The organism is Bacillus sp. 1A (assembly GCF_052682215.1).
Genome location: NZ_JBQYLZ010000001.1, coordinates 3,561,891 through 3,575,388, shown reverse-complemented (window position 1 = coordinate 3,575,388; position 13,498 = coordinate 3,561,891). Strand labels below are relative to the sequence as shown.

The 13,498-nt window shown below is 33.3% G+C and carries 17 protein-coding genes; 6 read left to right on the top strand and 11 right to left on the bottom strand.

All coding sequences use genetic code 11. The annotated features are described in order from the left end of the window. Positions 1-242: 242 nt before the first annotated feature. Positions 243-1,904: an alkaline phosphatase gene (locus ACUN0F_RS18255; RefSeq protein ID WP_445539877.1), complete on the bottom strand. Its 1,662-nt coding sequence runs from the start codon at positions 1,902-1,904 to the stop codon at positions 243-245. Between the two features lie 323 nt (positions 1,905-2,227). On the opposite strand from ACUN0F_RS18255, the gene ACUN0F_RS18250 reads away from it, so the two are divergent. Next, positions 2,228-2,710 (top strand): DUF2975 domain-containing protein, encoded by a 483-nt coding sequence (locus ACUN0F_RS18250; protein WP_046954197.1) that lies wholly within the window; start codon positions 2,228-2,230, stop codon positions 2,708-2,710. Between the two features lie 10 nt (positions 2,711-2,720). Continuing rightward, a complete protein-coding gene (locus ACUN0F_RS18245; RefSeq protein WP_000974615.1) occupies positions 2,721-2,936 on the top strand; it encodes a helix-turn-helix domain-containing protein in 216 nt (71 codons plus the stop codon). Positions 2,937-2,976: 40 nt separating this feature from the next. Here the strand turns inward: ACUN0F_RS18245 and ACUN0F_RS18240 are convergent, their stop codons facing one another. The 8 genes from ACUN0F_RS18240 to ACUN0F_RS18205 form a co-directional block, all read right to left on the bottom strand. Beyond that, complete coding sequence (locus ACUN0F_RS18240; protein WP_000845551.1) at positions 2,977-3,288, bottom strand: hypothetical protein; 312 nt, start codon at positions 3,286-3,288, stop codon at positions 2,977-2,979. A 104-nt stretch (positions 3,289-3,392) separates the two neighbouring features. After that, a complete protein-coding gene (locus ACUN0F_RS18235; protein WP_001253791.1) occupies positions 3,393-3,779 on the bottom strand; it encodes a DUF3887 domain-containing protein in 387 nt (128 codons plus the stop codon). 2 nt (positions 3,780-3,781) lie between these two features. Then, on the bottom strand, positions 3,782-4,459 hold the full coding sequence (locus ACUN0F_RS18230) for a YhfC family glutamic-type intramembrane protease (RefSeq protein ID WP_064469839.1): 678 nt from the start codon (positions 4,457-4,459) through the stop codon (positions 3,782-3,784). 89 nt (positions 4,460-4,548) lie between these two features. After that, positions 4,549-5,865, bottom strand: a complete 1,317-nt coding sequence (locus tag ACUN0F_RS18225; protein ID WP_445539876.1) for a GHKL domain-containing protein — start codon at positions 5,863-5,865, stop codon at positions 4,549-4,551. Then, complete coding sequence (locus tag ACUN0F_RS18220) at positions 5,865-6,599, bottom strand: LytR/AlgR family response regulator transcription factor (protein WP_445539875.1); 735 nt, start codon at positions 6,597-6,599, stop codon at positions 5,865-5,867. Before ACUN0F_RS18220 ends, ACUN0F_RS18225 begins: the two co-directional genes overlap by 1 nt. 162 nt (positions 6,600-6,761) lie before the next feature. Then, entirely contained in the window at positions 6,762-7,343 is a 582-nt protein-coding gene (locus ACUN0F_RS18215; protein WP_264462158.1) for a kinase, read from the bottom strand. Then, on the bottom strand, positions 7,343-7,885 hold the full coding sequence (locus ACUN0F_RS18210; protein WP_445539874.1) for a GNAT family N-acetyltransferase: 543 nt from the start codon (positions 7,883-7,885) through the stop codon (positions 7,343-7,345). The genes ACUN0F_RS18215 and ACUN0F_RS18210 overlap by 1 nt, the downstream gene beginning before the upstream one ends. A gap of 14 nt (positions 7,886-7,899) precedes the next feature. Then, positions 7,900-8,283, bottom strand: coding sequence for a VOC family protein (locus ACUN0F_RS18205; protein WP_445539873.1), 384 nt, complete (start codon positions 8,281-8,283; stop codon positions 7,900-7,902). 283 nt (positions 8,284-8,566) lie between these two features. Between ACUN0F_RS18205 and ACUN0F_RS18200 the strand changes: the two genes are divergently transcribed. Then, positions 8,567-8,812, top strand: coding sequence for a hypothetical protein (locus ACUN0F_RS18200; RefSeq protein WP_000433606.1), 246 nt, complete (start codon positions 8,567-8,569; stop codon positions 8,810-8,812). A gap of 413 nt (positions 8,813-9,225) precedes the next feature. On the opposite strand, the gene ACUN0F_RS18195 is transcribed toward ACUN0F_RS18200, so the two are convergent. Together ACUN0F_RS18195 and ACUN0F_RS18190 are read right to left on the bottom strand one after the other, a co-directional pair. Then, a complete protein-coding gene (locus tag ACUN0F_RS18195) occupies positions 9,226-9,753 on the bottom strand; it encodes a DUF2812 domain-containing protein (protein ID WP_000448305.1) in 528 nt (175 codons plus the stop codon). Between the two features lie 7 nt (positions 9,754-9,760). Next, positions 9,761-10,078 (bottom strand): PadR family transcriptional regulator, encoded by a 318-nt coding sequence (locus tag ACUN0F_RS18190; RefSeq protein WP_445539872.1) that lies wholly within the window; start codon positions 10,076-10,078, stop codon positions 9,761-9,763. 206 nt (positions 10,079-10,284) lie between these two features. Here ACUN0F_RS18190 and ACUN0F_RS18185 point away from each other — a divergent pair, with 206 nt between their 5' ends. From ACUN0F_RS18185 to ACUN0F_RS18175, 3 genes are read left to right on the top strand one after another with little or no spacing between them, the layout of a single operon-like run. Continuing rightward, entirely contained in the window at positions 10,285-11,214 is a 930-nt protein-coding gene (locus ACUN0F_RS18185; RefSeq protein WP_445539871.1) for an AAA family ATPase, read from the top strand. Further along, positions 11,211-12,374 carry a DUF58 domain-containing protein gene (locus ACUN0F_RS18180; RefSeq protein WP_445539870.1) on the top strand — a complete coding sequence of 388 codons (1,164 nt, stop codon included), beginning with the start codon at positions 11,211-11,213 and terminating at the stop codon, positions 12,372-12,374. Before ACUN0F_RS18185 ends, ACUN0F_RS18180 begins: the two co-directional genes overlap by 4 nt. Further along, positions 12,349-13,458 carry a DUF4018 domain-containing protein gene (locus ACUN0F_RS18175; RefSeq protein WP_445539869.1) on the top strand — a complete coding sequence of 370 codons (1,110 nt, stop codon included), beginning with the start codon at positions 12,349-12,351 and terminating at the stop codon, positions 13,456-13,458. Before ACUN0F_RS18180 ends, ACUN0F_RS18175 begins: the two co-directional genes overlap by 26 nt. Positions 13,459-13,498: the final 40 nt, after the last annotated feature.

Genomic DNA, 13,498 nt, shown 5'->3' with positions numbered 1-13,498 from the left:
TTATAATACGAATATTCAATCTTTTTTCAACAAAGAGAATGTTGAGAAATATTTTTTAGGCAGGGCGAAAAATATATGATAGCAATAGGTCTAATATTGCAAAATCCTCATTCACAATAACTTATAAACGTAGAGAATATTTTTGTAGAAACAGCGATTCTCTTTACTCTTGTTTTCGAATGAAACTTCATCTACACAAAAAATGCCAATTCCTAAGTACTTGCTAAGGAATTGGCATTTTTTTAACGAGAATGCTTTATGAATAAGCGGATTGCTTCTTCTGGTATATAGAACTTGCCATTGCTTTCTACAACGACACTACCTAATTCATATTCTTTATTCTTAATACGAATTATATTTTTATTTACAAATAATTGAGCTTTTACATTATTACGTTTTACTATGAGCACCGGGTTTTCTGCATCAGTATTATCTATTATTACTGTTGCACCTTTTCGTTTAAAGGCTAATTCACTCTCTACAAATAATTTGTTTGTTACTTCTTCTAAGTTAAAGCCCATTGCTTTCGCCATCGTCTTCGCAATGTCTATGTTTTGGATCAAACCGCTTGGCTTTTGAGGACCGTAAGAATATAAAAACACATCCTCACCTGTATGGCCTCCTGTTGTGAAGCCTATGTTCGCATGATTGGCCAATAATGTAGTAAGTATTGGACCTACATCCGATTTCTTTTTTGCTGCTTTTACTCTTTCTTTTTCATCATAAGTTAAATTGGCCAAACCGTATAATTTAGCTACATCTTCTACATTTGATAAATCAGATTTTAGTTTATTTGTAGCACCTTCAAGTGTCATTTTCGATTTTTTTAATGGACCAATGTATGCAGAGACCGGCGTAATATTATAGCCTTTTGTCGTATTCGCATTCCCAATAGAAATACCGCTGTTACCATGATCAGTTACAGCTATTAACATCGTATTACCATCTTTTTTTGCAAATTCCAATGCTTCTGCAACTGCGTTATCAAATGCTAATACATCACTAATCATCCCTATTGGATCGTTCACATGAGCTGCCCAGTCTGGCTTACTTCCCTCTACAAATAAAAAGAAACCATCTTTATCTTTTGATAGTGTTTGAATTGCTTTTTCCGTCATTTGAGAAAGTGTTGGTTGCTCCGGATTTGTTGCTTCACGATCCATATCAAACGCAAGAGCATTATGTGAGAAAGAGCCCCAAATTTTCTTAGATTTAGAGTTCAATAATGCATCTTTCGTTTCAACAAAGTCGTATCCTTTGTCTTGAATCACCTTTACTAAATCTTCACCATCTTTTCTTTTTATAGGTAGCAGTGCCTCTTTTCCCCCACCTAATACGACATCTATATTTTGATACACTTGCTGCTCCGCAATTACGTCAAAACGCTTACGGTTAATATGGTGAGCAGAAAATCCAGCGGGAGTAGCATGCTGAATTTCAGCTGTAGCAACAATTCCAGTTGCGCGACCAGTGCGTTTGGCACCTTCTAAAACATTGGCGACTGGACGTAACTTGTCCTCTTCTTTTATTGATTTTAATCCAGGTGAACTTACAATAGAAGGTAATATACCTACATATCCTGAATTCGATTTATTCCCCGTCGCTAAAGCTGTAGCTGCTGGGGCTGAGTCTGTTATAGCTGATTCCGCCGAATAGGTACGAACTCCTCCTGTTACAATTTCATCTAGTGCAAGTGGTTTCCCTTTATATAAGCGAGCTAATGTCGTTGCTGAAGAACTCGTTCCGTCCATAACCATTATGATTACATTTTTCGGTTGCCGTTCTACTTGTTTCACCTTAGCTTCCACCGTATGATAATTCATCATGCTTTCCGTACATAACATACTTAGTGTGATTGTTCCTACTAACAGTAACCTCTTCATCAATAAACCCAAATTCGACATTGTTGTTCCTCCGTATGTTTCACATTCATTTATATACAAAAAGATTTCCACAACCTATATATGTTTTATTAGTCCCCAATTTTCATGAAGCTAACAATCATTACCTTGACTTTCTTTTATTAGTAAAGCAACGAACGGTACATATCATAGCTTTTTATGTTCAAATAACTAGAGACCACACCTTTTTTATAAAAACGTCTTATCATTCTCTTCACCAAAATTTGTTTCTCAATAAAAATCCGATTGAAATAAATAAGAATTTATTGTTAAACGATAAAATTTATGTTAAATTAATATGATAATTTAAAAATGAGGTGCTTTATATGAAACAAGGATCAACACTCTTTTTAAAGACAGCAATTATCCTTATCGGTATTCCTGTTTTTGCTTTGTGTATATTTTTAATTCCTAATATCGGGAATTACGCAGCGGACTTATACCCGGATATTGCATATATAAAATATCTTGTTTTAATCAATCTATATGCAACGGTGATACCTTTTTATTTTGCTCTATATCAAGCCTTTAAACTTGTAAGCTACATTGATAAGGGGAACGCCTTCTCGAAATTATCTGTTAGAGCTTTAAAAAAGATAAAACAATGTGCTATTACAATTAGTGTATTATATGTAGTAGGTATGCCGCTTTTCTATCTTGTAGCAGAGAGAGATGATGCACCAGGTATTATAATAATTGGCATGATCCTTATCTTTGCTTCAATAGTTATCGCAGTCTTTGCTGCCGTTCTCCAAAGACTTTTAAAAGATGCGATAGATATAAAATCAGAAAATGATTTAACGGTCTGAGGTGAATAACATGGCAATAATAATTAATATTGATGTAATGTTAGCGAAAAGAAAAATGAGTGTAACTGAACTTTCAGAGAAGGTTGGAATTACAATGGCTAACCTTTCTATATTAAAAAATGGAAAAGCAAAAGCAATTAGAATTACAACTTTAGATGCTATTTGTAAAGCGTTAGAATGCCAACCAGGGGATATTTTAGAATATCAACCGGAAGATACCGAATAAAAAGAGTCCTTCATACGAGAAGGACTCTTTTTATTACATATTACGGCGCAAAACTAATTTGACCAGTAAACAATAAAATAATTGCGATGATCCAAAATATAAAAAATGATGAGGACAGTATTAATGAAAGAATAGCAATCCCCTTCTTCTCTGCTTTTTTCGTCATCGTAATGATAGAAAGTATAATTCCTGCAACTGTGAGTGCGACTGTAATATAATCTCCCACTATATTACCTGCATTCGCTATCCTTGTTGGCGTTATAAAAACGAATAGAAAACATAAAATGCCGATGAGTAAAGATATGTAGCTTATTATGCTGTACTTCTTTTTAGGAACTATTTCAGTTTTCATACTCACACCCCTTCTCTATAGCTATGAGTTCATATTAGCACAAATATCCATAATTTGGTTAACATAAAAAACAGATACAGCGAGAACTTCCACTGTATCTGTTTTTAGTTAATATATAAACCTGCTATTTCTTCTTTATTATTATAAGTTATAATGAATGTCCGTTGTTCTTTACTATATTTCGCTACAAGAATAACAGTATATGAACCATCTTTTTCTTCAATCGATTTTTTCTCAATTTTTTCGAACGTACCGGCTTTCTCAATTACAGGTGTAAGATCTTTCATTTTTTCTTCTGGCAATCCAGCTTTCATTTTACTATCAAATTTTTCGTGTACGTCTTTATACTTCGCCTCATTTAGTAATGATACAATTTCTTCCGCCTTTGGAATAAACTTTTTTGACGTACTTTCATCTACTTTATTACCGGTACATGCTGCAAGCGCGAACGCCGCGATAGCACTTATAATAATAAGTAACATTCTTCTCATTTTCATACACCCTTTCTTTTTAAAGTGAAACTATAACTAAAAACGAGTAAAGCACAAATTGCTATTGAAACTTCTGACATTATGATCCCGCTTTTCCCTGGTACATATAGCGATATAATGCCAGCTAATGCATTTGCAGTTCCATGGATGAGAATTGCATAGACAACATAACGAAATTTCTTTTGGACGACAGCTTGTAATATAATGAAGGACAGTCCAATATGCAATACCATCGCGAAGATGCGCTCAATACCGCCGAAATAATAACTGTCACCATTTTGAATGACTGTTTGTGACAATAATAGGGATATTACCGGGATACCAACTATCAACACCGCTTCAATACCACCATGCCCTGCTCCAAATAAAAAACCAGACTGCCAATCTCGTTGCTTCATAAAATAACGCATTGCGATAAAACGAGCTATCTCTTCAAAAATTCCAGCTGATAAACTAAGCAAAAGTACAAATAATACAGGCTGCATTATTGAAAACATTTGAAAATCTGTGCTAGTTCCATTTACATAATTCAGTATTGGTATGCGGATCAATATTTGCGATACAACAAAAGCCAATACACCTAACATATATGGAATATAGCGTTTCTTCCAAACAGCATATAAAAGTGCTACAAGCGGTAAACCAAAGCAAATCATTGTTGTAAAAATAAGTCCATTCATCTCGCTTCACCTCTTACTTGAAGTGTATAAAAACGAGTGAAGAAAGTATGTAGTTCTTTCCTATTCGGTTTCATTTTCATCATAGATGGTCATTTTATCTCTTTTAATATGAGTGTTTGCGTGAAATAAGGACTTACATAAGTTGTTTCTAACGTCGCGTTATTTGTTTTATTCATAATCCGTTTTAACGAAAATAGCCCGTATCCTCTCGCTCCTGCTTTACTTGAATGGTTTTTCTCATAAATTTTTTGCAAATCAATCGCTTCACTCTTTGAACTATTACGTACGATAAAATATTGTCGTGAATCCATTTCAAAAAATGCGATTTGCAATATCTTTTCCTCACTATGTACTGCTTCTTCAATTGCATTGTCTACCAAAACTGAAATGATGCGAATAAATGAAATGATCGTCATCGAAACACTTTCAATGCTCTCCGGTATATCAAGCATTACTTTTATTTGATGCTGCTGGGCAGTGCCAACTTTCGCCCTTAATACACTTCTCACTTCAGGAATATGTATACGAGATAATTTCGCAATATCAAGTTCATGATCATTTATTGTTTTTAACGTAGGTGCTATAACGTCATAGTACACTTGCTCAATTTCTTTCACATTTTTCGTACGTATTCCCTCTTCTAACGATAGTAATACATTCATATAATCGTGACGGAAACTAGCAAGCTCATCATGCATATCCTCTAATTTCTCCACATAATCTAATAACTCTTTATCCAAACGTTTTTCGTGCTCTTCTTGTAACTTTGCTTTCGATAAATGTGAACTTATAAGTACTATGATGACTAATAATAAAAATACAATAATCGCTGAAATATAACTTACATCACTGTATTGTTGATTTAACTTTGCTAAAAATGCAGAAGATGGCCGAGTTAAAATTAGTTCAATAATAAATCCGGCAATTAATAATATATAAGTTACATAGTATAGTCGACTACCTACTATATATTGAGCAATTTTTTGAATTCTTTTCCGAGCTACTAAAATACCGATAAAAGTAAGTGTCGATACGATAAGATGAATAATACTACCTGTCCATAAATATAAATTGAATGTTGTTAACATAAAGATTTTCATTCCTAAATCAAATAGCAACATTTTCACTAACGTTATAATCACCATGCTCACGAGTGCAAAATATACATTATGCTTAAATTTCAATTCATTTTGCATTAATCCTAAACTTATTAAAAATAACACAATCGTACTATTCAATTCTGGATATCTCGTTACTGTTACGACAATAGCAAGTAAAATAATGAATACCGCACTTAAAGCTATTAACATTCTATATGACAATCTATTGTACCGGATTAATTGAATGTATAAAAACGTATGGCTTATACTAGTAAGCAGTATTGCAAATAAATCATAAATATACATTACATCTCACCCTTTAATATGTTACGTACTTTACTGAATAAACGACGTGATACTGGAATACGTTTCCCGCTTTTTAAAACTATCATTTTTTGCTTCGCATCATAAGAAGACAGTTGCTTCGTATTCACGATATATGATTGATGACAACGAAATAAACGTTCATCTACTAATTCAATTTCTTTTAAAGTCCCATAAAAATAAACAATTCGATCTAACGTCACTAATGCTAAACGGTGCGGTTCATCGGTCATAACATATTCAACTTCATGAAACGGAACCCGCACAGTTGCATTACTATTTTCAACGATAAAGTCATCGGACGGAATAATATGCTTATTACGCGCTTCATATTGGAGTAAACATTGTTCAAAAACGTTACGCCTCTCCTCGTATGGCAACCCTTTATCAATAAAAGTTAAAGCTGATACCATGTATTGATATGAAATAGGTGCAAATTCAGAATGCGTCGTTACAAACACAATAATTCCTTGCGTATCATACTTTCGTATCTCTTGTGCCACTTGTAACCCTTTACGTTCTTCTCTTTTTATCTCTATATCTAAAAAATAGATTGGGATATACTTCGCCTTAGGAATGTTCGTAATGATGTTTTCACTTTTACTAGTTACCTCTATAAAATCAAAAGACAACATATACTCCTCACAAACCTCTTCAACTAACCGCTTCATTTGCTGCGCTTGTATGACATCATCTTCTAAAATAAAAATACTCATGTAATCACTCGCTTTATTGAAATCTTTCCATCTATAGATTTATCTATAACTATATAATTCAAATCGTTATACCAATCTCCTTCCCAAGAATTAAAATAATTAATTTGCTATTACATAGAGAAACCTCAACTATTCAAGCAAAAAGTTGAGGTTTTCTTCAAATCATTCTATAACTAAATCTGCCTGATCCTTCGGCAATTCCGTTTCTAAATAATAATCCTCTGCTTTCCAATACCTATTTTCAAACTTTGAAAGGTTTTTCTGCGTTTCTTCACTCTCACGTAGAAACCGTGTCTCTCTTGGACAATCTAAATACACCATATAATGAAAGAAATCTCTCCATTCTTTTCTCTGTAGAAAAACACCTTCTATTACAATTACGCCTACTATGGGGATCTGTACTTTTTTCATCTCACTTGAGTCTGTCTCATTATTATAGAACGGTAATTTCAGTTTTGTGTCATTTTGTAACTTCTGAAAAAACTTCTGCCGAAGCCATTCAATATCCCATTGTAAATAATAATACTCATACCATTCTTCATAGCCAGTATGATACCGTTTATTACGTTCTACTATATGATCATCAATATGAAAAATATGGAACGGAATACTTTCATGTTTCATATTTTCTTTTAAGTTTGTTACAAATGTTGTTTTACCCGATCGACTTAGTCCATCAATACCTAAAATGAATCTATTTTCTTTATGCTTCTTCATAACATTTATAAGCTCATTTGTACGCATTACTTCTTCCACTCTTCTTTTAATAACGAGTATAAAATCGTATCATGAGCAACTTCATTTTGAATCATATGTTTTCGAAGTAATCCTTCTTCTTGAAACCCTGCTTTACTTAATAATTTTTGAGAAGCTTTATTTTCTACATATACAACAGCTGCAATTCTTATAAGTTGTAACGTTTCAAACCCGTAACCTAAAATCGCCTGTAACGCTTCCGTTGCATACCCTTGTCCCCAATATGTATCGTCTAGTTCATAACCAATTTCAGCTCGCTTATGATGCTTGTTTATTAAATGAAATCCGCACGTTCCGATTAATTGGCCCGTACCCTTTTTCTCAATTCCCCAGCGAAATACAGTTCCTTCTTCATAACGATTTTTAAACGTTTGAATAGTCGTTTTCGCTTGCTCAATATTTTCGAAAGAATCCATTCCAAAATAACGTATAACAGATTCTTTTGAAAAATAACGGAACATCATTTCTGCATCTAACAGTGTTAGTTCTCTTAATTGTAAACGTTCTGTTTCTAGTTTCGGAAACACCATCTCTTTTTCTCCTTCTATTCTAATGAACTGCAAATTTCAATATAATTCCCATCTGGATCGGCAATGTATGCAATTGTTTGTCCCCACGGTTTCACAATTGGTTCAACTAAGATTTTAATACCTTGCTCTCTTAATTGTTCGATTGTTTCTTGTACATGATCAACAACGAATCCCAATTCAAAATGAGAAGATTGTAACTCACCTTCTGTAAGTGGTAGTCCTGTTAATTCTTTCACATCTTGCCTTGTGTTCATCGCTAAAATTGTAGAACCAGTATTAAATTCAATATATGTACCATGCTCTGCTTTTATAGGTAACTGTAAAATATCTTTATAAAATCTTAAACATTCTTCAAACTTTTCTACATATAAAATGATGTACTTCATTTTTAAATTCATTTTACATCCTCCTTTATATCCATCCCTAAAATTTCGACAAATGTCTCATAAAAACCTTGTTCCTTATAGCAACGAGCACAAAAAAATGAGGCCGATTTCTCGGCCCCCCAGCTTATTGGCATAAAACAGGAGATTTGGTTTGGACATAACCAGTTCGTACCTTTATTATATTTTATTTTTTCTGAATTTTGAATACTTTAAACACCCATTTATATTGAGAAAGTTTTTTTGCTTGCATAAAATCATATCAAGTAAGAAATGCTACAAATGGAGGTGTATACATATGGAACCAATGCTATGTCCAAGCTGTAAAACGAACCGTACTCGCTTTAATATTCTTGAGCAACAAGTAAAACCAGTCAAGTTAAATCCACAAACTGGTCAAGTAGAAGAGGAATACACAAATGAAAATATGAATGCTTTTCATATGGCCTATCAAGGACCTACTTACCGCGTCCAATGTGCTGTATGTGGGCTTGTTGAAAATCCAGAACAATTTATTAAACCTGCACAAAATCAATCTTTCTAATAATGTCATTACTATCCCTTGTAGAAATAGATTTCTCTATAAGGGATTTTCCTTTTAATACGGTAATTAAAAGCGTATCTCTTCCTTATTATATGTTAAATTTCAAACCGTTTTAGCCATCTATTGTTTTTGGATCTTCGAAAATAGATTTTTGCTACTGCTTGCGTTCTTTTACTTTATCACTATTTTAAACATCAAAATTCAAATAAACTAATGTTAATTGGTAGTTCATTATTATGTATCGTTACTTCTTCATTTATTATTTTCTGGTATTATTGTTCTGGTTATTCATTCTACTCCTTAAATATATAGCCTTTTATTATATAAAAAAGATTGAACAAAATAAACATATATAGAAATTAAAGGAGATGATTCCATACAAATCCCACCTCCATTAATAGTCCCACTCTTTGTTACAATATTTCCTTTTTCAATTTATTAATCTTCCAATATAAATTAATAAGTATGTACAAATATACACAGCCGAAAAAACCTACCATTCCTTTATATAATCCAGATTCTGATATTCCAAGAAAACATAAGTAAAGTGCTGGCATTAACGTTACAAACATAAATGCAAAGAACTGTAACAACTCAGTGAGTTTTTGTATCCTCGTTTCCTTATCTGAATATATATCAGGCAGCTCATTTTCCTCTTCTACTTCTTTACAAAAATAATTCCATTTCGCAAAACTTGTTACATGTTTCCAACCACACATTTCATATATTTCAATATATTCTTTTTGTTTTTCTTTTGAATCTTTATAATCCAATCTAAAATCCGCTTTATATATTACATCTTTCGGCTCGGTTTTCTTAAACGTATACATCACATTATACTTTTGTAGCGCCCAGCCTTGTTGATGCATTTTTCTTAAAAAGGCTTCCTCTTTTTCTAAACTCCATCCAGCGAAAAATTTAAATATTTTCTTTGTCTCCATCTTCCATTCACTCCCCTAATATACTATTTCCATTTCTTACCGATCTCTGCAACCTGTTATGCTCTAGCTCTAATACTTCTCTACCAAGTGGCGTTAACTCATAACATTTCTTTCTATCTGTAGAGGCGACTTCAACTATTAACTTCTCTTTTAGTAACTTCGTCGTATTCCCGTACAAAGTACCAGGACCGAGTTTTACTTCTCCATTTGTCATCGCTTCTACCATTTGCATAATTCCGTAACCGTGCATTGGCTTCACTAATGACAACAATATGTAATATGTCGCTTCAGTTAACGGAATATATTTTTGCGCTTTCACATTCATTATAACTACCTCCGATACATCGCCTTCAGATATATCGACTTACGATATATCGTATACCGATATTATATATTCATATTCCAAAATATGCAAGATTATAATTTAATAACCTAATATTTATTTCTTAGAATTAAAAAATCATATAAATTTTCTGAAAAATTTGTTAAAATATAGAAATATCCGTTTATATTTTGAAAGGAATGATACATATGATAAATAAATTGAAAGAAAACATAGGGTTAGTTTTTGTCGGTAAAGAAAATGTTATTGATCTATTACTCGTTTCATTGCTTGCTGATGGTCATGTGCTGCTTGAGGATGTGCCTGGTACAGGGAAAACGTTACTGGCGAAAACCATTTCAAAAAGTATTGGTGGTAATTTTTCTCGCGTTCAATTTACCCCTGATGTACTTCCGAGTGATGTAACAGGTATTGAATATTTCAATCCAAAAACGAGTGAATTCGAGTTAAGACTTGGGCCAGTCATGACTAATATTTTGCTTGCGGATGAAATTAACCGCGCTATGCCTAGAACACAGTCTAGTTTATTAGAATCGATGGAAGAACGACAAGTAACGCTTGAAAAACAGTCTACTCCTCTTCCGAAACCGTTCTTTGTTATTGCGACGCAAAATCCAATTGAATCACAAGGAACTTTCCCTCTTCCAGATGCACAGCTTGATCGCTTTTTAATGACGATTTCAATTGGTTATCCGTCTCCAGAGGATGAACTACAAATGATGCGACGTTTTCGTAGCGATGTACCACTAGAACGTGTCACATCTGTTATTTCTTTAGATGATATTTTAGAAGCACAGAAACGAGTAAAAGAAATTTTCGTATCAGAACCGTTAGAACATTACATTATTAAACTTGCTCACGCTACAAGAAATCATGATTACATCGCTAATGGTGTAAGCCCGCGTGCCACACTCGCTTTAGTGCGTGCAGTTCAAGCACTAGCCTTTTTACGCGACAGAGAATATTGCACTCCTGAAGATATACAATTTTTAGTTCCTTCTGTTTGGAATCATCGTATCGTCTTATCAATGGAAGGGGCATTACGCACGACAAAAAATGAAATTATACAAAGGATTTTAAAAGAAGTTGACGTACCAGTGGAGATTGAACAAACATGAATGGACAGCGTGTTGTAACTGTACCTTTATTTTTCCAACTCCATATTATTCAACTAACTGTCCCAGGCGCTATACTATTTACATTTTTTATGCCACAACGAATCATTATGTTTCTCTTTTTCTTCTATTATTTATTTGCGATTTTCATTTATAAATATGTCGCTTACATAGAGAAAACATTTGAAGTCGTAAATGAGAAACAAACTACTCGGCTTTTTCCTAATGAATCTGGGCAGTTTTTTATTCATTTAAAAAATGGAGCAAATATACCGCTCGTTAACGGTGTTTGTTATTTTCATTTAAATCCGTCACTACTACCACAAAAAGATCAAGGAATTGAACAAATATCAAAAACACTATTCTCTTTCCCGTTTTCACAACCTGCTCATTCGGCGCAAAAGTGGGATTTAACATTAACCGCAACGAAACGTGGTGTGTTTCAAATTGAACAGTTCGAATGTGTCTTGAAAGATCCTTTTCATCTTTTAACTGTACATTTGCCCATTTTTGATAAATTGAGGACTGAAATTATTGTGTACCCTTCTCCTAAAGAAGTAGCAGGCTTACAAGAACTACAGCAACTTTTAACCGGATCTTATCGAACGAATTTTTCCTTTTACAATGATGAAACATCTATTATCGGTGTTAAACGTTATGAACGTGAGTCTTTCCGTTCTATTCATTGGAAAGCATCTGCTAAAATGCAATCATTACAGGCGAAGCAATATGAACCTGTAAAAAATTATAGTTGGACGATTTGTCTTTCATTAGCTGCTGATCGCGGGTTTGGTTGGAAAGATAATATAGAAGACCTTATTTCATTTGCAACATACATTTGTCAATACGCAACGAAGCATCAAATACCGTTTGAACTATTTATTAGTGTATTAGCTGAAGGTGGTCCTCTGCACTTACCATTAAACGAAGGGCAAACACATTACGGAATATCTTTAGAGGAATTAGCGCGTATTTCAGATGATAGTACGTTACTTCCGAAACAAGGATTTCTTCATTATGTAACGAGAAAAAGAGAACGATCGTCTACAATGATATACATTGGTTTACAGAGAAATGAACTCCCTCTTCTCTCTCAGCCTACGTTTCTCATTAATAACGAAGGGATGGTGGAAAAGCTTGAAAACTTGGCTTTATCACGTTAATGACTTTATTCTGCTGCTCCTCCTTTCGTTATTAACAGAAAGGGATGAACTAGTTGCTATTGCTATATTTTTAGCAACAGGCTATATTGGAGTATTTCTTATCCATAAACTAATGAAGAAAAAAACAACAGGTTTTGTCATACTGTTAATTACTCAAATAATCGGTTGTTCTCTCTTTCTCTCTTTCTCTCTATTTGGCACAATAATGTTACCGCTTTTCTTCTTTATCGTACATGTAATCGGACCAGGATATCCAGTTCAAAAATCATTAGGCGGTATTGTTTGGTTTAGTATTTCAGCCGTATTTTATGCGCCCTTTCCACCTTTGTGGAAACTGTTACTGTTAGTTATACACATAATGATTACATTTTGGTTAACCGGGGCAAATCGTAATCAGCAGTTATTACGTTTCGCTTCTCTTATTACGATTGGAATAATTAGTGCTCTCCTCATTCCTATTTTTCCATACATTCGGCTTCTTTTTTCTTATGCCGTACAAGTAGTTGCTTTAGGATTTGGATACGCCATTAATCCGTTATTTTCGGCAGCTGAATCAAAAGAAACAGACGATTTTTGGTCGAATAAAGGAAATTTAAAAGATTCTCAAATTAAGGATGAATTTGGACATCGTTCTTTTGATCCAACCCTTATAAATAGTATTACAATATTAGTTTGTACAGTCATCGCTATTTACGTCGTTTGGAAAATAATAAAAAAACGAAAACAATTAAGTTTACCAAATATCTCTGCCTTCGAATCTACTATTATCACTGATAAAGAAGGAATGAGTTTAAAACATTTTAAACGAAACAAACCGCCACATAATGAAATTCGAAAAGAAATTTTTAAACTGGAGAGTAAATTAACTCCTCCTTTAAATAGAAAACGAGGAGAAACTGTTGAAGCATGGTTAGAAAGAATAAATAGTGAAGAAGATGTAAATATTCAGAGTCATATTATTGTAAATGCTTATAATACAGTGCGTTATTCAAATGAGGAAAACACCGTACTTTTGCATGAATTTAAGGAAGAGATTCATAAGCTTTATTTGTATCAGAAGAATTTGAAGAAAAGAAAGAAATAACACAACAAAAAGACTCCTATTTTCATAGGAGTCTTTTATA